Origin of the sequence: Variovorax sp. LjRoot175 (assembly GCF_964253805.1) — a bacterium.
Taxonomy (GTDB): Bacteria; Pseudomonadota; Gammaproteobacteria; order Burkholderiales; family Burkholderiaceae_C; genus Variovorax.
Genome location: NZ_CAXURY020000001.1, coordinates 2,410,570 through 2,431,008, shown reverse-complemented (window position 1 = coordinate 2,431,008; position 20,439 = coordinate 2,410,570). Strand labels below are relative to the sequence as shown.

General features: G+C 65.9%; 14 protein-coding genes and 4 tRNA genes. 4 read left to right on the top strand and 14 right to left on the bottom strand.

Annotated elements, in window-relative coordinates; genetic code table 11:
* Positions 1–146: 146 nt before the first annotated feature.
* A complete protein-coding gene (locus ACSQ89_RS12180) occupies positions 147–764 on the top strand; it encodes a TIGR00645 family protein (RefSeq protein ID WP_093109189.1) in 618 nt (205 codons plus the stop codon).
* Positions 765–768: 4 nt separating this feature from the next.
* Here the strand turns inward: ACSQ89_RS12180 and fumC are convergent, their stop codons facing one another.
* Complete coding sequence (fumC, locus tag ACSQ89_RS12175) at positions 769–2,154, bottom strand: class II fumarate hydratase (protein ID WP_436292519.1); 1,386 nt, start codon at positions 2,152–2,154, stop codon at positions 769–771.
* Positions 2,155–2,214: 60 nt separating this feature from the next.
* Here fumC and ACSQ89_RS12170 point away from each other — a divergent pair, with 60 nt between their 5' ends.
* Genes ACSQ89_RS12170 through ACSQ89_RS12160 form a run of 3 tightly spaced genes read left to right on the top strand, consistent with a single transcriptional unit; the run spans position 2,215 to position 5,359 of the window.
* Complete coding sequence (locus ACSQ89_RS12170) at positions 2,215–3,768, top strand: fumarate hydratase (protein WP_093109187.1); 1,554 nt, start codon at positions 2,215–2,217, stop codon at positions 3,766–3,768.
* A complete protein-coding gene (gene murI, locus ACSQ89_RS12165) occupies positions 3,765–4,589 on the top strand; it encodes a glutamate racemase (RefSeq protein WP_093109186.1) in 825 nt (274 codons plus the stop codon). Before ACSQ89_RS12170 ends, murI begins: the two co-directional genes overlap by 4 nt.
* A gap of 8 nt (positions 4,590–4,597) precedes the next feature.
* A complete protein-coding gene (locus ACSQ89_RS12160; RefSeq protein ID WP_436292518.1) occupies positions 4,598–5,359 on the top strand; it encodes a hypothetical protein in 762 nt (253 codons plus the stop codon).
* On the opposite strand, the gene ACSQ89_RS12155 is transcribed toward ACSQ89_RS12160, so the two are convergent.
* The 13 genes from ACSQ89_RS12155 to ACSQ89_RS12095 form a co-directional block, all read right to left on the bottom strand.
* Entirely contained in the window at positions 5,326–6,660 is a 1,335-nt protein-coding gene (locus ACSQ89_RS12155; protein WP_093109263.1) for an MFS transporter, read from the bottom strand. The genes ACSQ89_RS12160 and ACSQ89_RS12155 overlap by 34 nt on opposite strands.
* Positions 6,661–6,729: 69 nt before the next feature.
* Positions 6,730–7,362, bottom strand: a complete 633-nt coding sequence (locus tag ACSQ89_RS12150) for a DUF6806 family protein (protein WP_093109184.1) — start codon at positions 7,360–7,362, stop codon at positions 6,730–6,732.
* Between the two features lie 22 nt (positions 7,363–7,384).
* Positions 7,385–7,477, bottom strand: a tRNA-Leu gene (locus tag ACSQ89_RS12145).
* A gap of 86 nt (positions 7,478–7,563) precedes the next feature.
* Positions 7,564–7,637 (bottom strand) — tRNA-Cys (locus tag ACSQ89_RS12140).
* A 55-nt stretch (positions 7,638–7,692) separates the two neighbouring features.
* A tRNA-Gly gene (locus ACSQ89_RS12135) sits at positions 7,693–7,768 on the bottom strand.
* Positions 7,769–7,822: 54 nt separating this feature from the next.
* Positions 7,823–10,264 carry an endopeptidase La gene (gene lon / locus ACSQ89_RS12130; protein ID WP_093109183.1) on the bottom strand — a complete coding sequence of 814 codons (2,442 nt, stop codon included), beginning with the start codon at positions 10,262–10,264 and terminating at the stop codon, positions 7,823–7,825.
* Positions 10,265–10,387: 123 nt separating this feature from the next.
* Positions 10,388–11,653 (bottom strand): ATP-dependent Clp protease ATP-binding subunit ClpX, encoded by a 1,266-nt coding sequence (clpX, locus tag ACSQ89_RS12125; RefSeq protein WP_093109182.1) that lies wholly within the window; start codon positions 11,651–11,653, stop codon positions 10,388–10,390.
* Between the two features lie 138 nt (positions 11,654–11,791).
* The gene (gene clpP, locus ACSQ89_RS12120) at positions 11,792–12,400 is read right to left on the bottom strand and encodes an ATP-dependent Clp endopeptidase proteolytic subunit ClpP (RefSeq protein WP_093109181.1); all 609 of its coding nucleotides are present in this window, start codon (positions 12,398–12,400) and stop codon (positions 11,792–11,794) included.
* Positions 12,401–12,494: 94 nt separating this feature from the next.
* Positions 12,495–13,808 carry a trigger factor gene (gene tig / locus ACSQ89_RS12115; protein WP_093109180.1) on the bottom strand — a complete coding sequence of 438 codons (1,314 nt, stop codon included), beginning with the start codon at positions 13,806–13,808 and terminating at the stop codon, positions 12,495–12,497.
* A 28-nt stretch (positions 13,809–13,836) separates the two neighbouring features.
* A tRNA-Leu gene (locus ACSQ89_RS12110) sits at positions 13,837–13,923 on the bottom strand.
* 111 nt (positions 13,924–14,034) lie between these two features.
* Entirely contained in the window at positions 14,035–17,229 is a 3,195-nt protein-coding gene (locus ACSQ89_RS12105; RefSeq protein WP_436292517.1) for an efflux RND transporter permease subunit, read from the bottom strand.
* Between the two features lie 10 nt (positions 17,230–17,239).
* Positions 17,240–18,406, bottom strand: coding sequence for an efflux RND transporter periplasmic adaptor subunit (locus ACSQ89_RS12100; protein WP_436292516.1), 1,167 nt, complete (start codon positions 18,404–18,406; stop codon positions 17,240–17,242).
* 103 nt (positions 18,407–18,509) lie between these two features.
* A complete protein-coding gene (locus tag ACSQ89_RS12095) occupies positions 18,510–20,423 on the bottom strand; it encodes a potassium transporter Kup (protein WP_436292515.1) in 1,914 nt (637 codons plus the stop codon).
* Between the last annotated feature and the right edge of the window lie 16 nt (positions 20,424–20,439).

The window sequence follows — 20,439 nt, the reverse complement described above, 5'->3', positions numbered from 1 at the left end:
TCGTCTCCTGTACCTGTCAATTGACCGGCGTTAATGTCGGCGGCCGCACTTACGGATGACTGACGCTCCATGTTAACGACAGGAGCGTGACACCGGGGCGCTCGCGCACACCCTAGAATCGCGCGTTTCCCGCCCACAACGACCCGATGTCCACCCTCGACCCCACCACCTCGAACAGCGGCAAGGTCTCGCCCCTGCGCCCGCTGCCCAACCTGATCTTCGCCAGCCGCTGGCTGCAGCTGCCGCTGTACCTGGGCCTGATCGTCGCACAGGGCGTGTACGTGCTGCACTTCCTGGTCGAACTCTTCCACCTGGTCGAGGCCGCGTTCGGCAGCCAGGATGCGCTGCAACTGCTCATCACCAGCATCGGGTACAAGACCGCCGCGCCGATCACGACGCTCAACGAAACCGTGATCATGCTGGTGGTGCTGGCGCTGATCGACGTGGTCATGATCTCCAACCTGCTGATCATGGTGATCGTCGGCGGCTACGAGACCTTCGTGAGCCGCATGAACCTCGAAGGCCATCGTGACCAGCCCGAGTGGCTGAGCCATGTGAACGCCTCGGTGCTGAAGGTCAAGCTGGCCACCGCGATCATCGGCATCAGCTCGATCCACCTGCTCAAGACCTTCATCAACGCCGACAACTACACCGACCGGGTGCTGATCGCGCAGACCGCGATCCACATCACCTTCCTGCTGTCGGCGATGGCGATCGCGGTGACCGACAAGCTGATGGCACCCTCGCCCTCCGCCAATCACTGAGCGTCTATCGCCCGGTCATGTTCTCCGGCACCACCCAGGCATCGAACTGCTCCCCGGTCAGGTGACCTGAGGCCACCGCCGCCTCGCGCAGGCTCGTGCCTTCCTTGTGCGCCTTCTTCGCGATGAAGGCCGCCTTGTCGTAGCCGATGTGCGTGTTGAGTGCCGTCACCAGCATCAGCGAGCGCTGTACGAGTTCGGCGATGCGCTCGCGGTTGGGCTCGATGCCCACCGCGCAGTGGTCGTTGAAGCTCACCATGCCGTCGGCCAAAAGGCGCACGCTCTGCAGGAAGTTGTGCGCCACCATCGGGCGAAATACGTTGAGCTCGAAGTTGCCCGAGGCACCACCGATGTTGATCGCGACGTCGTTGCCCATCACCTGCGCCGCCAGCATCGTGACCGCCTCGCTCTGCGTCGGATTCACCTTGCCGGGCATGATCGACGAGCCCGGCTCGTTTTCGGGAATGCTCAGTTCGCCGATACCGCTGCGCGGGCCGCTCGCGAGCCAGCGCACGTCGTTGGCGATCTTCGTCATGCTCGCGGCCAGGGTCTTGAGCGCGCCGTGCGCATGCACCAGCCCATCGACCGAGGCCATGGCCTCGAACTTGTTCGGCGCGGTGACGAAAGGCAGGCCGGTGAGCCTGGCAAGCTCGGCCGCCACCTGCTCGGCATAGCCCCTGGGCGCGTTGAGCCCGGTGCCGACCGCGGTGCCGCCCAGCGCCAGCTCGCACAGGTGCGGCAACGCGGCGCGCACGTGGGCTTCGCCGTGCGCGAGCTGCGCCACGTAGCCCGAGAATTCCTGGCCCAGCGTGAGCGGCGTCGCATCCTGCAGATGGGTGCGGCCGATCTTCACGATGTCGGCGAAGTCCTGCGATTTCTTTTCCAGCGTTCCGCGCAGCCTGGCGATGGCGGGCAACAGCCGGTTGGTGATCGCGTCGACCGCCGCCACGTGCATCGCGGTCGGGAACACGTCGTTCGAGGACTGGCTGCGGTTCACATCGTCGTTCGGATGCACGAGACGTCCTTCCCCGCGTTCGCCGCCCAGCAGCTCGCTCGCGCGGTTGGCCAGCACCTCGTTGACGTTCATGTTGGTCTGCGTGCCGGATCCGGTCTGCCACACGACCAGCGGAAACTCCTCGGGATGCGTGCCGGCGATGACTTCGTCGGCCGCAGCGACGATGAACTTCGTCTTCTTCTCGTCCTGCAGGCCGAGCGCATGGTTGACCACTGCCGAGGCGCGCTTGACCTGCGCCAGGGCTTTGATGATCTCGCGCGGCTGCTGCTCGCCCGAGATGTCGAAGTTCTGCAGCGAGCGCTGGGTCTGCGCGCCCCAGAGCCTGTCTGCCGGTACTTCGATGGGGCCAAAGGTGTCGCGTTCGGTGCGTGTCTTCATGGGCGGGCCTGAGCTGTCAAAATGGAGGACCCGCCAGTATCCGTCCAAGCAAAAACCCCCATGACCACCACGATTCAACAAGCCGACCTGATCGAGTCGGTTGCCGCCGCGCTGCAATACATCAGCTACTACCACCCGACCGACTACATCGCCCACCTGGCCCGTGCCTACGAGCGCGAGCAAAGCCCGGCGGCCAAGGACGCGATGGCGCAGATCCTCACCAACAGCAAGATGAGCGCCACCGGCCAGCGCCCGATCTGCCAGGACACCGGCATCGTCAACGTCTTCCTCAAGGTCGGCATGGACGTGCGCTGGGGCGGCTTCACCGGCAGCCTCGACGACGCCATCAACGAAGGCGTGCGCCGCGGCTACAACCATCCCGACAACACGCTGCGCGCCTCGGTCGTGGCCGACCCGCAGTTCGATCGCAAGAACACGAAGGACAACACGCCGGCCGTGATCTTCACCGAGATCGTGCCGGGCAACACCGTCGAGGTGACAGTGGCCGCCAAGGGCGGCGGCAGCGAGAACAAGAGCAAGCTGGTGATGCTGAACCCCGGCGACAGCGTGGTCGACTGGGTGCTCAAGACCGTGCCCACCATGGGCGCCGGCTGGTGCCCGCCGGGCATGCTGGGCATCGGCATCGGCGGCACCGCCGAGAAGGCCGCCCTGCTCGCCAAGGAAAGCCTGATGGACGACCTCGACATGCACGAGCTGCTGGCCAAGAAGCGCTCCGGGGCCGAACTCAGCAAGGTGGAGGCGCTGCGCGTCGAGCTTTACGAGAAGGTCAATGCGCTCGGCATCGGCGCGCAGGGCCTGGGCGGCCTGGCCACCGTGCTAGACGTCAAGATCAAGATGTACCCCACGCACGCGGCGAGCAAGCCGGTGGCGATGATCCCGAACTGCGCGGCCACGCGCCATGCGCACTTCGTGCTCGACGGCTCGGGACCGGTGTACCTCGAAGCGCCCTCGCTGGACCTGTGGCCCAAGATCGAGTGGGCGCCCGACTACAACAAGAGCAAGCGCGTCGATCTCGACAAGCTCACGCCGGCCGAGGTCGCTAGCTGGAAGCCGGGCGACACCCTGCTGCTCAACGGCAAGATGCTCACCGGCCGCGATGCCGCACACAAGCGCATCGCCGACATGCTGGCCAAGGGCGAGAAGCTGCCGGTGGACTTCACCAACCGGGTGATCTACTACGTCGGCCCGGTCGATCCGGTCAAGGACGAGGCGGTGGGCCCGGCCGGCCCGACCACCGCCACGCGCATGGACGGCTTCACCGAGATGATGCTGGCGAAGACCGGCTTGATCGCAATGATCGGCAAGGCCGAGCGCGGGCCGGTCGCGATCGAGGCGATCAAGAAGCACCAGAGCGCCTACCTGATGGCGGTGGGCGGTGCCGCCTACCTGGTGAGCAAGGCGATCAAGACGGCCAAGGTGGTGGGCTTCGCCGATCTCGGCATGGAGGCGATCTACGAGTTCGACGTGGTGGACATGCCGGTCACGGTGGCAGTGGACGCCGGAGGCACCAGCGCCCACATCACCGGCCCGGCCGAGTGGCAGAAGCGCATCGCCAGCGGCGAGTTCAAGACCATCATGATGGAAGCCGCTTGAGCCACTTTCCGATCGGCGTGTTCGACAGCGGCGTCGGGGGGCTCTCGGTCCTCAACGCGCTGCGCGAGGAGCTGCCGCACGAGCGCTTCGTCTACTTCGCCGACACGGGCCATGCGCCCTATGGTGAGCGCGGCGATGCCTACGTGGCCGAGCGGACCCGCACGGTCGCGCGCTACCTGCTCGATCGGCATCGGATCAAGGCGCTGGTCGTCGCTTGCAATACCGCGACGGCGGCTGCCATCCATGAACTGCGGTCTTATCATCCGGCGCTGCCGCTGGTCGGTGTCGAACCGGCCCTCAAACCCGCGGTAGCGACGAGCCGCACCGGCCATATCGCGGTGATCGCGACCCGCGTGACCCTGGAAAGCCGCAAGTTCGAGACCTTGCACGCGTCGCTGGCCACACAAGCGGTCTTCCGCATCGTTCCCTGCGACGGCCTGGCGGGCGCCATCGAGCGTTCCGACAGCGCCGAGATCGCGGCACTGAGCCAACGCTATCTGAGCGCGGCGGGCACGTTCGGCAGCGCACCGGGACAGATCGACACGCTGGTGCTGGGCTGCACCCATTACCCCTTCATCGCGGCCGAGTTGCGCCGCCATACCGGCGACACGGTGCACTTCATCGATACCGGCGCGCCGGTCGCGCAGCAGACGCGGCGGCTGCTGTCCCAGGCCGGGCAACTCGCCGAAGCAGACGACGGCGCCGTCGCACTCGTCAGCAGCGCTGCACCCGATGCGCTCGATGCCGCGGCCGCACGCTGGCTCACGCGCCCAGCCGGCCCTGCGACGACCGCCGGCGCATCGACGGCAACAAGCACCTGATCCTGTCCATGCGCGGCCGCCTGCTTCTCGCCCCGCTGCTGGCCGCCTTCTGCGTTGCCGGCCACGCCGCCTGCGATACCGGCCTTGCGGAGCGCATGCATGCCAAGCTGCATCCGAAGCGCCTGCTCGACCATGAACGCGCCGTGTGCCAGCCCTGGCGCGGCTTCGCGGGCCGCTTCATCGTGGTGCTGCCGATGCCGCGCCCATCGTCCGAACCGAACTTCACCGAGTTCGATCTTGACGTGCTCGTGGTGCAGCAGGCCGACAACGGCAACACCGAGCGTGCAACGGTCGTCAGCCGCTTGTTCCAGCCCGCAGCGCTGACCGAAGACGCGATCCGCATCGGCGAGATCAAGGTCGACACCGCGCGCTACGCGCTGGCCGGCGACGCGCGCGCATTCGGCGTGCGGGTCGTCCACCAGGGCTCGTCGCGTGCGAACCCGTACTCGAACGAAACGCTCACGCTCTACGTGCCGCAGGGCCCGAAGCTCGCCAAGGTGCTCGACGGGCTCGAGACGGCACTCGAGCGCGGCGAGTGGGACACCAACTGCGCCGGCAACTTCGAGACCGTGCGCGGCAGCCTGTCGATCGCGCGCAGCACGAGCAACGGCTATGCCGACCTGCTGCTGCGCCAGACCCGCACTCTGAGCCGCTCCAGCCCGCAGGGCGAAGAGTGCGTGACGCAGGAACGGCCGGCGAAGTTCACGTCGATGACGCTGCACTACGACGGGACGATCTACCGTGCCTCCAAGGGCACGGCTTCCGACTGAGACACTTCGCGCAACGCAGCGGCGCGGCCGCGCCGCATGTCGATCGGTATCAACAGCAAGAGGCCGCCGACAAACAGCGCGGCGGTCGAGAGGATGGCGATGCGCTGGTTGCCCCCGGTCATCCACGTAATGGCGCCGTAGCTCAGCGGCCCGATGATGCCGGCCAGCCGCGTCGCGAAGGTCCAGAGCCCGAAGAATTCGGCGAGTTGGCGCGGCGGGGCCAGCACACCGGTCATGGCGCGGCCGGCCGACTGGCTCGAACCCATCGCCAGGCCGGCGATGGATGCAGCCCACCAGAAGCCGCCCTTGGTCGTGACCGAGGCGGCGATCACGCACACGGCGATCCAGGCCACGAGCGCACCCGACAGCGCCCGCCGGTGGCCGATGCGATCCTGCAGGTAGCCGAAGCCAAAGGCGCCGAGCGCGGCCGCGACGTTGAGCACGAAGATCAGCACCATGGTCTCGCTCGGGACGAAGCCAATCACCTGCTCGGCATAGATCGCCGCGAGCGTGATCGCCACCGCCACCCCACCCTGGTAGCAGACGGTACAGGCCAGGAGCCACATGAAGTCGCTGTAGGCGCGCGCCTCGCGGAAAGTGTGGCGCAGCTGCCGCCAGGCGCTCTGCCGCGCGCCGGCCGGCTGCGGCAGCGCACGCTCGGGCAGCAGCGCGAAGGTGGCGCAGGCCGCCACGCCATAGAGCGCAGCCGTGATCAGCATCGTGACCGGCACGAAATGCGCGGCAGGCAAACCCTTGGCCTGCGCCGAGAGCACATAGGCCAGGCACAGGCCGAGCGAGAGCATGCCGCCGATGTAGCCGAAGGCCCAGCCCCAGCCGCTGACCTTGCCCATGCCCTCCGCCGTGGCGAGTTCCGGCAGGAAGGCGCCGGTCAGCGATTCGCCGTAAGAGTAGAAGGTGTTGGAGAAGATCACCAGGCCCATCGCCAAGGCCACCGCATACGGACCGCCGAGCTTCGGCGTGAGCGCAAGGGCCGCGGTGCCGAGCACACAGCCGGCAGTGACGATGGCCAGCAACCTCTTCTTGGCCGCATGCAGATCGGCCCAGGCGCCGATCGCCGGCATCGACAGCATCACGATCGCATAGGAAATGCTCAGGGCCGCCGTCCACGCGAAGGTGGCCCAGGGCTCGCCCTTGGCGATGCCGCCGACGAAGTAGGCAGCGAACACCGCCGTGATGACCACCGTGGTGTAGCCCGAGTTGGCGAAGTCGTACATCGCCCAGCCGAAGACTTCGCGCTTGCGCACGCCGGGACGGAGGGCAGATTGTGAAAACAAGGCCAAGCGACTCTCCTCGAACAGAAGGTCGCCGAGCATAGCGGAGCGGCTTGACCGCTCCGTGGCACGCTCTTGCTAGTGCAGGTGGCGCGGGCGGCGTCCGCCACCGTGGCCGCCCGTACCCGGACCACCGGTGCCGCCGCGGGGGCGCTTGCCGATCTCGAGCGAGTTCACGAGCGCATCGAAGCGGTCGCCGAAGAGCTTGTCGATTTCCGCCACCACGCCGCCGAGTTCGGAACCGTCGAAGTGGCGCTCCATGAGGTTGACCACGTCTTCCACCAGGAGGTCGCGCTGCACCTGCATGATCGCGGCCGGGTTCGGCCCCACGAAGAGCATGAGGAAGTCGTCGCGCGACTCTTCGTCGGGGTCGCCCTCTTCCTCGTCGAAATCGGTGTCGTAGAAAGTGACTTCGAGCGCAGCGCCTTGTTCGGCGAGCTCGTTGAGTGCCATGCACATCTCGTCGAGTGCCTGGCGGAAATCCTCGTCGCCGGCGACCGTCCAGCAGATCTGGAGCATGTGCTCCTTCTGCTCGAAACGGATGCCCGGCTCTTCTTCGTAGACGCTGGTCGCGCCATCGGCCAGCGACTTGGCGCCGGCATATTTCCAGAGTGGCCTGAGCGCTTCCTGGATCTGCTCGAAGCTCACATCGGAGCGCAGCGGCACATCGCCGTGCACATGGATTTCGAACGGAGCGTTGTAGCGAGGCATGTCATTGCTCCCTTGTATGTGATGGTGCCCGGAACCGGGGTCGAACCGGTACGCCCCTTATGCAGGAAGCGGCGGATTTTAAGTCCGATGTGTCTACCAATTTCACCATCCGGGCGGCCGGGCAGATATGCACGATACCCGAAACGAAAACAGCCCCGGCAACGATGGTTGGTGGGGCTGTCGGATCGATATCGATATGGATGGAGGCGCGACCCGGAGTCGAACCGGGCTAGACGGATTTGCAATCCGTTGCATAACCGCTTTGCTATCGCGCCCTGCTGTTTGAACTCGCGAAAAAAAGGGAAGCCCGAAGCTTCCCTTTTTCAAAACTGGAGCGGGAAAAGAGTCTCGAACTCTCGACCTCAACCTTGGCAAGGTTGCGCTCTACCAACTGAGCTATTCCCGCGTTTCGAGCCTCGAATTATATAGTATTTTTTCGAGGTCCCGCAAGTCTCGCGACTCAATGTTTGACTGAACCTTCCGCGGGTTGCGAGCCGCGCTGTTTCGCGAGCTCGGCCACGGCCGCTGCAGAGGCTGCGACCTCTTCATCGGACAAGGGCGTGGGCGTCTTTTCGAGCGCGATCTCGAGCACCTTGTCGATCCACTTCACGGGCACGATCTCGAGGCCGTTCTTCACGTTCTCCGGAATGTCTTGCAGGTCCTTCGCGTTCTCTTCGGGAATCAGCACGGTCTTGATGCCGCCGCGCAATGCGGCCAAGAGCTTTTCCTTCAGGCCGCCGATGGCCGTGACCTCGCCGCGCAGCGTGATCTCGCCGGTCATCGCGACGTCGCCGCGCACCGGGATGCCGGTGAGCGCCGAAACGAAGGCCGTCGTCATCGCGGCGCCTGCGCTGGGGCCGTCCTTCGGCGTTGCGCCATCGGGCACGTGGATATGGATGTCGCGCTTCTCGAAGACCTCGTCCTTGATGCCGAGGCGCCGTGCGCGGCTGCGCACCACCGTGCGCGCGGCCTCGACCGATTCCTTCATCACGTCGCCGAGCGAACCGGTGCGGCTGATGACGCCCTTGCCGGGCATCGTGACCGCTTCGATCGTCAGCAGATCGCCGCCCACTTCGGTCCACGCAAGGCCGACCACCTGGCCCACCTGGTTCTGCTTTTCGGCCAGGCCGAAGCTGTACTTGCGCACGCCGAGGAAGTCATTCAGGTTCTTGCCTTCGACAACGACCTTGGGCGTCATCTTCTTGAGCAGCAGCCCCTTGACCACCTTGCGGCAGATCTTCGAGAGCTCGCGCTCGAGCGAGCGCACGCCGGCTTCGCGCGTGTAGTAGCGCACGATGTCGCGCACGGCTTCTTCGGTGATCAGGAGTTCTTCTTCCTTCACGCCGTTGTTCTTCATCTGCTTGGGCAGCAGGTACTTCAGCGCGATGTGCGTCTTCTCGTCTTCGGTGTAGCCCGCGAGGCGGATGACTTCCATCCGGTCGAGCAGCGCCGGCGGGATGTTCATCGAATTCGAAGTCGCGACGAACATCACGTCGGAGAGGTCGAAGTCGACCTCCACGTAGTGGTCGCCGAAGGTATGGTTCTGCTCGGGGTCGAGCACTTCCAACAGCGCGCTCGACGGGTCGCCGCGAAAGTCGGTGCCCAGCTTGTCGATCTCGTCGAGCAGGAACAGCGGATTGCGCGTGCCGACCTTGTTCAAGCTCGACAGCACCTTGCCCGGCAGCGCGCCGATGTAGGTGCGGCGATGGCCGCGGATCTCGGCCTCGTCACGCATGCCGCCCAGCGCCATGCGCGTGTACTTGCGGCCGGTCGCCTTGGCGATCGACTGCCCGAGCGAGGTCTTGCCCACGCCCGGCGGGCCGACCAGGCACAGGATCGGGGCCTTCACCTTGTCGACGCGTTGCTGGACCGCGAGATATTCGAGGATGCGGTCCTTGACCTTCTCGAGCCCGTAGTGGTCTTCGTTGAGCACCTCTTCGGCGTGCGCGAGGTCGTGCTTGATCTTGGTCTTCTTGCTCCACGGCAGGCCGATCAGCACGTCGATGTAGTTGCGCACCACGGTCGCCTCGGCCGACATCGGCGACATCAGCTTGAGCTTCTTGAGTTCGCCCTCGGCCTTCTTGAGCGCTTCCTTGGGCATCTTGGCGAGCTTGATCTTCTTCTCGATCTCCTCGATGTCCGCGCCCTCCTCGCCTTCGCCGAGCTCCTTCTGGATCGCCTTGACCTGCTCGTTGAGGTAGAAGTCGCGCTGGTTCTTCTCCATCTGGCGCTTCACGCGGCCGCGGATCTTCTTGTCGACGTTGAGGATGTCGACCTCGCGCTCCAGCTGCCCGTACAGGTTCTCGAGCCGCGACTTGATGTCGGCCAGGTCGAGCACCGCCTGCTTGTTGTCGAGCTTGAGCGGCAGGTGGGCGGCGATGGTGTCGGCCAGGCGGCCCGGATCGTCGATGCTCGAGATCGAAGTCAGGATCTCGGGCGGGATCTTCTTGTTGAGCTTCACGTACTGGTCGAACTGCTGCATCACCGCGCGGCGCAGCGCCTCGACCTCGGTGCCCTTCTGAGCGGCGGCCTCGACCACTTCCACCGGCGTCACGTTGGCCGAGAAGTGGGTTTCGCCGTCGTCGATGCGGTTGACGCGCGCGCGCTGCTGGCCTTCGACCAGCACTTTGACCGTGCCATCGGGCAGCTTCAGCATCTGCAGGATGGTCGAGATGCAGCCGACCTCGAACATGTCCTCGACCGAGGGCTCGTCCTTGGCGGCGGCCTTTTGCGCCACCAGCATGATGCGGCGCTCCGCTTCCATCGCGAGCTCGAGCGCCTTGATGCTTTTCGGGCGACCGACGAACAGCGGAATCACCATGTGGGGGAAGACGACCACATCGCGCAACGGAAGCAGCGGCAGGTCGAGTTCGGTGGCAGGCAGGGGGGTATGACCGGACATGGGAATCCTTTACTTGATCATGGAAAGATGGTCGGCCACGCGCGCTTTTCAAGCCCGCGGGCACGGTAATCGCCGAAGACGCCGGTCGCCTGTATCGGAGGAGCCGGCCAGGAAGTCACTCAGTCAGGCCTTCTTGGCCGCCTCGCGGTACACGAGGAGCGGTGGCTTGTTTTCGTCGATTGTCGATTCTTCGACCACGACCTTGTCGACGTTGGTGGCATTCGGCAGTTCGAACATGGTGTCGATCAACGACTGCTCCAGGATCGAGCGCAATCCACGCGCGCCGGTCTTGCGGGCCAGCGCCTTGCGAGCGATGGCCTTGAGCGCCGTCGGACGAATCTCGAGGTCGACGCCTTCCATCTGCAGCAGCTTGGTGAACTGCTTGACCACGGCGTTCTTCGGCTCGGTCAGGATCTGCACCAGCGCGTCTTCGCTGAGCTCGGCCAGCGAGGCCACGACCGGCATGCGGCCGACGAGCTCGGGAATCAGGCCGAACTTGATCAGGTCTTCGGGTTCGACCTCGCGGAACACCTCGGTGATGCTGCGCTGCTTCTTGCTCTTGACCGAGGCGCCGAAGCCGATGCCCGAGGCCTCGGTGCGGTTCTCGATCACTTTTTCGAGCCCGGCGAAAGCGCCGCCGCAGATGAACAGGATGTTGGTCGTGTCGATCTGCAGGAAATCCTGATTGGGATGCTTGCGGCCGCCCTGCGGCGGTACGCTGGCCATGGTGCCTTCGATCAGCTTGAGCAAGGCCTGCTGCACGCCCTCGCCCGACACGTCGCGCGTGATCGAGGGGTTGTCGGACTTGCGCGAGATCTTGTCGATCTCGTCGATGTAGACGATGCCGCGCTGGGCGCGCTCGACCTCGTAGTTGCAGCTCTGCAGCAGCTTCTGGATGATGTTCTCGACGTCTTCGCCCACGTAGCCGGCCTCGGTCAGCGTGGTGGCGTCGGCCATCACGAAGGGCACGTCGAGCATGCGCGCGAGGGTCTGGGCCAGCAGGGTCTTGCCCGAGCCCGTGGGGCCGATCAGAAGGATGTTGCTCTTGCTGAGCTCGACGTCGTCGCCCTTGGCCTTGTCCTTGTGACGCAGGCGCTTGTAGTGGTTGTAGACCGCGACCGACAACATGCGCTTGGCCGGCTCCTGGCCGATCACGTAGTTGTCGAGGTTGGCCTTGATCTCCGACGGTGTCGGCAGGTCGCTGCGCGCCTCGCGCGCCTCTTCGCCGGCGGGCAGCTCGTCGCGGATGATCTCGTTGCAGAGATCGATGCACTCGTCGCAGATGAAAACCGACGGTCCTGCGATCAGCTTCTTGACCTCGTGCTGACTCTTCCCGCAGAACGAGCAATAAAGCGTTTTTTCGCTGGAGGAGCCTTTTTTCTCGGCCATGGACAGATGCCTCGTAACAGGGGTTTAACAATGATAGCGAAGATGAAAGCCCCCCGAACCGGCGAACACCGGAACAAAAACGGCGCTTTCCGTGTGGAAAGCGCCGTTTTTTCCTGGGCGCCTCGGCGCCGGGGTACCTTAACTGCGCTTGGCGATCACCTGATCGATCAGTCCGTATTCCTTGGATTCGTCGGCCGTCAGGAAGTAGTCGCGCTCGGTGTCGCGGGCGATCTTCTCGAACGACTGGCCGGTGCGCTCGGCCAGGATGCGGTTCATCTGCTCGCGCGTCTTCAGGATGTCGCGGGCATGGATCTCGATGTCGGTGGCCTGGCCGCGGGCGCCGCCCAGCACCTGGTGGATCATGATCTTGGAGTTGGGCAGCGAGAAACGCTTGCCCTTCTCGCCGGCTGCCAGCAGGAAGGCGCCCATGCTGGCCGCGAAGCCGATGCACAGGGTGGACACGTCGGGTTTGATGAACTGCATGGTGTCGTAGATCGCCATGCCGGCGCTCACGCTGCCACCCGGGGAATTGATGTAGAACGAAATGTCCTTGTCCGGGTTTTCACTCTCGAGGAACAGCAGCTGCGCCACCACCAGGTTGGCGGTCTGATCGTTGACCTCGCCGACCAGGAAGATCACCCGCTCCTTGAGCAACCGCGAATAGATGTCGTAGGACCGCTCGCCGCGACCCGATTGCTCGATGACCATCGGAATCATGCCGAGGCCCTGAATTTCCTGTGCGCTCATGTTTTGCTCTCCAGAGAGGGGTTGTACTGTATCCAGACGAAATGGGGCTCGCGCATCAAAGCACAAGCCCCATGGGAACGCAGCGAACCGGCGTTCAGCCTTGCTGGGCCATCAGTTCGTCGAAGGACACCGGCTTGGCGTTGACCTTGGCCTTGCCGAGCACGAAATCCGTGACATTGTTCTCGATCACCACCGCCTCGACCTCCGCCAGGCGGCGGTTGTCGCTGAAGTACCAGCGCACCACGTCGGCCGGCTTCTCGTAGCTGGCGGCCAGCTCGTCGATGTGGGCCTTGATCTGCTCGGGCTTGGCCTGCAGGTTGTTGGCGCGCACGAGTTCGGCCACCACCAGGCCCAGGCGCACGCGGCGCTCGGCCTGCGGGCGGAACATGTCGTCGGGGATCGGGGCCTTGTCGGCATCCTTGATGCCGCGCTGCTTGAGCTCGGCGCGGGCGCCTTCGACCATGCGGTCGACTTCGGCCTGCACGCTGGACTTGGGCAGATCGAGTTCGGCGTTGGCGATCAGCGCGTCCATTACCGCGGTCTTGTTGCGGGCCAGCAGGCGGAACTTGACCTCGCGCTCGAGGTTGCGCTTGATGTCGGCGCGCAGGCCTTCGACCGTGGCATCGGCGATGCCGAGCGACTTGGCGAGCTGCTCGTTGACTTCGGGCAGGTGCGAAGCCTCGACCTTCTTCACGGTGACCATGAAGTCGGCCTGCTTGCCGGCCACGTCCTTGCCGTGGTAGTCAGCCGGGAAGGAGAGCGGGAAGGTGCGGCTGTCGCCGGCCTTCAGGCCGCGCACGGCATCTTCGAACTCCTTGAGCATCTGGCCTTCGCCGACGATGAACTGGAAGTCCTCGGCCTTGCCGCCCTGGAAGGTCTCGCCGTCGATCTTGCCTTCGAAGTCGACCGTCACGCGGTCGCCGTCCTGCACGGCCGCGTCCTGCGCGCGCTGCGCGAAGGTGCGGCGCTGCTTGCGCAGAATCTCGAGCGTCTTGTCGATCGCGTCGTCACCCACTTCGGCGCTGAGCTTTTCGACTTCGGCATTGGCCAGGTCGTTGATCTTGACGTCCGGGAAGACCTCGAACACCGCGTCGAAGGCGAGCTGGCCTTCGGGCGACTCTTCCTTCTCGGTGATGCGCGGCTGGCCGGCCACGCGCAGCTTGGCCTCGTTGGCCGCCTGCGAGAAGGCCTCGCCGACCTTGTCGTTCATGACTTCGTAGTGGACCGAGTAGCCGTAGCGCTGGGCCACGACGTTCATCGGCACCTTGCCCGGACGGAAGCCGTCCATCTTGACGGTGCGGGCCAGCTTCTTGAGGCGCGAATCGACCTCGGACTGGATGGTGCCGACAGGCAAGGTCAGCGTGATCTTGCGTTCGAGCTTGTCGAGGGTTTCAACGTTCACGGTCATTTGAATCTTCCTTGAGAGGGTCTTGTGCTGGTGCGCGGGGCCGGACTCGAACCGGCACGTTCTTGCGAACGTCAGGACCTAAACCTGGTGCGTCTACCAATTTCGCCACCCGCGCGGTTCCAGTTTTTCAGGTGATGAATACCGAAGGCGGCCCGGAGGCCGCCTTCGGTCATTCGCGGCGGGCGGTCTGTGAGGCCTCCCGCCTGAAATCGGTCAACCGCGTATTTTAAGCGCGAACCAAGGCCTCTTCGGCCTCGTCGGCCGGCCTGGGCTCGTCGCGCTTGACGCGGAACCAGGCCGCGTACATCGCCGGCAGCGCCAGCAGGGTGAGCACGGTGGCCACGATGAGCCCGCCCATGATCGCCACCGCCATCGGCCCCCAGAACACGCTGCGCGACAGCGGGATCATCGCCAGCACGGCCGCCGCGGCGGTCAGCACGATCGGCCGCAGGCGCCTGACTGCCGATTCGACGATCGCGTCCCAGGTCGGCACGCCGGCTTCCCGATCGCTTTCGATCTGGTCGATCAGGATCACGGCGTTGCGCTGGATCATCCCCATCAGCGCGATCACGCCCAGAAGCGCCACGAAGCCGAAAGGCCGGTTCAGCACCAGCAGCGCACCCGCCACGCCGGCGATGCCGAGCGGGCCGGTGATGAACACCAGCATCGAGCGGCTGAAGCTGTGCAGCTGCAGCATCAGGAGCGTGAAGACCAGGAACAGCATGATCGGCACGCCCGTCACGATCGAGGCCGAACCCTTGCTGCTCTCCTCCACCGCGCCCGCCACCTCGATGCGGTAGGCGCCTTGGCCGTCGGCGTGCCATTTGGCTTCGAGCTTGCGCAGCGCCGGCAGCAGTTGCTCGGTGACGGTCGCGCCCTGCAGGCCTTCGATGATGTCGCCCTGGACGGTGATCGCGTAGTCGCGGTTCTCGCGCCACATCACGCCGGGCTCCCAGCTGAACACCGGCCGCGCGATCTGCGTCAGCGGGATCGAGCGGCCCGAGCTCGTGGGCAGGTAGGCGTTGCCGATGTCCGAGATCGCCTCGCGCTCGTCCGGCGACTGGCGCAGCACAATGTCGATCAAGAGGTCGTTCTCACGGTACTGGCCGACATTCGTGCCGCTGAACATGGTGCGCGAAGCCTGCGCGATGGCCTGGCTGGTGACGCCGAGCGCACGCGCCTTGTCCTGGTCGATCTCGAGCTTGATCACCTTGACCGATTCGTTCCAGTTGTCGTTGACGCCGCGCATGTTGGCGTTCTCGCGCATCACGGCTTTGACCTCGTCGGCATGGATGCGCAATTGCTGCGGCTCGGTTCCGACCACGCGGAACTGGACCGGGTACGCCACCGGCGGCCCGTTGGGCAGCAGCTTCACGCGGCCGCGCACCTCGGGGAACTCCTCGGCCAGCAAGGCCGGCAGCTTGAGGCGCAGCGTCTCGCGGTATTTCAGGTCCTTGGCCAGCAGGATCAGCTGCGAGACGTTGGTCTGCGGGAACACCTGGTCGAGCGGCAGGTAGAAGCGCGGCACGCCGGAGCCGACCCAGGTGCTGACGGTGGTGACGCCCTCTTCCTTCAGCAGGCGCTGTTCGACCCGCCTGGCCACCTCTTCGTTGGCCGCGAAAGACGTGCCTTCGGGGAACCACAGGTCGACCATGATCTCGGGCCGGCTGGAATCGGGAAAGAACTGCTGCTGCACCTTGCCCATGCCGACAATGCCGAGCGCGAAGATCAGCAAGGTGGCGCCGATGGTCAGCCAGCGATGCTTCACGCACCAGTTCACGGTGTGCCGGAAGGTGTTGTAGAAGGGCGTGTCGAAGAGCTCGTGCGGCCCTTCGCCAAGCTCAGGATGACCGGATGATGGGTGCGGCTTCACGTTGAGCAGCAGCGTGCCGAGATAGGGCACGAAGTACACCGAGACGATCCAGCTCAGCACCAGCGCGATCACCGTCACCGCGAAGATCGCAAAGGTGTATTCGCCGGTCACCGACTTCGCAATGCCGATCGGCAGGAAGCCCGCGGCCGTGATCAGGGTGCCGGTCAGCATCGGCTTGGCCGTGACGTCGTAGGCGAAGGTGGCGGCACGCACCTTGTCGTAGCCCTCCTCCATCTTCCGCACCATCATCTCGACCGCGATGATCGCGTCGTCCACCAGCAGGCCGAGCGCGATGATCAGCGAGCCGAGCGAGATCTTGTGCAACCCGATGCCGAAGTAGTTCATCGCCAGGAAGGTCACGGCCAGCACCAGCGGAATGGTGATCGCCACCACCAGCCCGGGCCGGATGTCGATGTACCAGCCGAAGCGCCCGCCCTTGTGCAGGCCGAGCGCGACGAAGCTGACGGCCAGCACGATCGCCACCGCCTCGATCAGCACGCTCACGAATTCGTTGACCGATCTGGAGACCGCCACCGGCTGGTTCTGCACCTGCGCCAGCGTCACGCCGGCCGGCAGCCGCCTGTCGATCTCGGCGGTGGCGACGCGCAGCGCCTTGCCGAGCGCGATGATGTCGCCGCCCTTGCCCATCGAGACGCCGAGCGCGATCACCTCTTTGCCCTGGTGCCGCACCTTGACCGCCGGCGGATCGACGTAGGCCCGGTGGATCTCCGCAATGTCGCCGAGCCGCATCTGGTTGCCCGAGCTGCCACGGATCGGCATCGCGCGCAGCTGCTCCACGCTCGTGAACTGGCCGCCCACGCGCACCTGCACCACATCCTGCGGCGACTGGATCGTGCCGGCGCTCTCAATCGCGTTCTGCGATCCGATCTGCGCCAGCACCGCGTTGAAATCGAGCCCCAGCTGCGCCACGCGCTTCTGCGAGACCTCGATGAAGACCTTCTCGTCCTGGACGCCGAACTGCTCGACCTTGGCCACGTCCTGCACGCGCAGGAGTTGCTGGCGCACGTCGTCGGCAAAAGTCTTGAGCTCGGCGTAGCTGAAGCCATCGCTCTCCAGCGCGTAGATCACGCCGTACACGTCGCCGAAGTCGTCGTTGAAGAAGGGCCCCTGGATGCCGGCCGGCAGGGTGCCGCGCATGTCGGCGATCTTCTTGCGCACCGTGTACCAGACGTTCGCGACATCGCCCGGCCGCGACGAATCCTTGATCTGGAAAATGATCTGCGACTCGCCCGGCTTCGAATAGCTGCGGATCTTGTCGGCGTAGGGCGCTTCCTGCAGCGTGCGCTCGAGCTTGTCGGTCACCTGCTCGGCCACCTGCTGCGCGGTCGCGCCCGGCCAGTAGGTGCGCACCACCATCGCGCGGAAGGTGAAGGGCGGGTCCTCGTCCTGGCCGAGCTGGAAGTAGGCCGCGAAGCCCAGCACCATCAGCACCAGCATCAGGTAGCGCGTGAGCGCGGCGTGCTCGAGCGCCCATTTCGAGAGATTGAAGCCGGCCTTGCCGGCAGCTGCGGTCTGCTGCGACGTCATGGCGGCGTCCTCAGCGGGTGGCAACCGGAGCCGCCGCTGGCGCCTGCACGTTGACGGCCTCACGCAGCGGATTGGCCGGCGCGGCCGTCTTCTCCCTGTAGATCGAGACCTTCTGGCCCGGCGACAGCACGTGCACGCCCGCGACCACCACCGTCGTGCCCGGCGTGATGCCGGCGGCGATCACCGCTTCGTTGCCGTCCGCCGTGGCCACCTGCACCGGCTGCGAGCGCACCGTCATGCTGCTCTTGTCGAGCACCCAGACCGCGCTGCCCTGCCCTTCCTGGCGCAAGGCGCTGGTCGGCAGCTTGAGCACCGGGGTGCCGGTGCGCGACAGCGCCTGCGGCCGCGCATAGACGGTGGCACCCAGCGCGGGCGCGGTGGCGGCATCGATCGCGACCTTGACGCTGTAGGTGCGGGTCACCGCGTCGGCACTGGCCGCCACTTCGCGCACCTTGCCTTCCATCTCGGCGCCGCCCGCCCAGCCGCGCACCGTGACGGGCGACCCCGGCTTGACCAGCGCGGCGCGGTCTTCCGGCACCGCGAACACCACATCGCGCGCGCCGTCCTGCGCGATGCGCACGACCGGCGTGCCGGCCGACACCACCTGGCCCGGCTCGGCCTCGATCGCCGTGATGATGCCCGGCACGTCGGCCACCAGCGTCGTGTAGTTGGCCTGGTTGCCTTGCGATGCGAGCTGGGCCTGCGCCTGCTCGAGCTGCGCCTGGGCGGCCTTGTAGGTGGTTTCGCGCCGCTCCAGTTCCGCCGCGCTGATGAAGTTCTGCTCGCGCAAGCCGCGGTAGCGCTTGAGGTCCGCCTCGGCCAGGTCGCGGTTGGTCAGGGCCCCGGCCTGCTGCGCGCGGGCGGCATCGGCGGCCAGCCGGTAGTCCTGCGGATCGAGCTGCGCCAGCACCTGTCCGGCCTGCACATGCTGGCCGAGCTCGGCCTGGCGGCGCGTGATCTTGCCGGCCACCCGGAAGCCGAGCCGGGAGTCGACGCGGGCCCGCACCTCGGCCGAGAACTCGGGCTCGGTGCCATAGGCGCTGGTGCCCACCGTCATCACCTTGACGGCGCGCAGGGGCTCCTCAGCGGCCGGCGGGCGGGAACAGCCGGCGAGCGCCAGGGCGGCGAGCAACAAGAGGCTGGCGGAACGAAAAACGGGGGAGGCGGACGCGGTCATGGAACACCCTAGAAAAGACAAACGGGGTCATTAATGACCAGCCGGTTAGTAATCTAGGGTAAACGAGAACCCGTGTCAATCACGGCCGCCGTCGGGGGCCCATTTACGTTCGTTGTCCCAGCTCGACCAATCTGTTGCCGGGGATTTCGAAATAGTCCGACGCACGCCCCGCATTGCGCTGCAGCCAACCGAACAAAGCCCGGCGCACCGGATTCATGCCCGGCAGCGGCTTGTCGCCCAGCGAGGCGCGCGAGACGAAGTACGAGGTGCTCATCGATTCGCAGGCCAGCCCCTGCTGGTACGCCAGGATGCGGATGAATTCGGGCACGTCGGGCCGCTCCATGAAGCCATGGCGCGCGGTCACGACCCACACGCCATGCCCGAGCGAGCGGGCCTCGATGCGCTGCCGCGCGTCGACCCGCGGCGTGTGGCAGGCCAGCACGCGCAGCACGATCACCTGCTCGTGCAGCACCTGGTTGTGCTTGAGGTTGTGCAGCAGCGCATGCGGCACCGCGTCTGCGTCCGAATTCAGGAACACCGCGGTGCCTCGCACCCGATGCGGCATGTTGGCTGCAAGCGATTCGACGAAGGGCTCGAGCGGCATGCTCTGCGCCGCGGCAGCCTCGAGCCCCAGGCGCCGCCCCTTGGCCCAGGTGGTGAACAACACCATCACGAGCACCGCCACCGCCAGCGTGAGCCAGCCGCCGTCGAAGACCTTGAGGCTGTTGGCGACGACGAAGGTGATGTCGATCACCGCGAAGGCCAGCACGCCGACCACGACCGCGACACGGTTCCAGCGCCAGAGCCGGTAGGCGACCACGCCGGCCAGCAGCGTGGTCGTCACCATCGTGATCGAGACCGCGATGCCGTAGGCCGCCGACAACGCGCTCGATGTGCGAAAGCCCAGCACCAGCAGCAGCACGCCCGCCATCAGCAGCCAGTTGACAACGGGCACATAGACCTGGCCGATTGACTCTCCGGATGTCTGCACCACGCGCATGCGCGGCAGGTAGCCCATGCGCATCGCCTGGGTGGTGAGCGAGAAGGCGCCCGAGATCACGGCCTGCGATGCGATCACCGTCGCCATCGCGGCCAGCACCACCATCGGCAGCACGCCCCACGCGGGGAACAGCCGGAAGAAAGGGTTGTCGATCGCGGCCGGATTCGCGAGCACCAGCGCCCCCTGCCCGAAGTAGTTGAGCACCAGCCCGGGCATGGCGATGAAGAGCCAGGCCAGCCGGATCGGCCGGGCGCCGAAATGCCCCATGTCGGCATAGAGCGCTTCGCCACCGGTGAAAGCCAGGAACACCGCGCCCAACACCGCCAGCGACTGCGCGCGGTGCGAGACGAGAAAGCCGATGGCATGGCGCGGATCGAGCGCCGCCAGCACCTGCGGCTGCTGCAGCACCTGCCACAGACCCGCCACCGCGAGCACCGCGAACCACAGCAGCATCACCGGCCCGAAGACCTTGCCGACCGCGCCCGTGCCCTTGCGCTGCACCCAGAACAGACCGACGAGGATCGCGATCGTGATCGGGATCACGAAGGGCTTGAGCCCGTGCGCCTGCACCTCCAGGCCCTCGACCGCCGACAGCACCGAGATGGCCGGCGTGATCAGGCAATCGCCGTAGAACATCGCGGCGCCCACGAGGCCCAGCAGGCCGACCATCTGCCAGACCCAGGGCCGCGTGGCCGGGCCGGCGACCGCGTTGCGCGCCAGCGCCTGCAGCGCGAGGATGCCGCCTTCGCCGTCGTGGTCGGCGCGCAGCACGAACACCACGTACTTCAGCGTCACCACGAAGGTCAGGCCCCAGAACACCAGCGACAGCAGGCCCAGCACCGCGTCCGGCGTCAGCGGCACGCCATGGTCGGGGTTCAGCGTCTCCTTGAAGGCATAGAGCGGCGAGGTCCCAATGTCGCCGAAGACCACGCCCAGCGCGGCGATCAGAAGAACAGGCCCACCCTTGGCATAGGCGGCAGGCTCCGTGGGACTCAAGGTCTGCGCGGAAGAGGTCATGGTGCGGTGTGCGAGC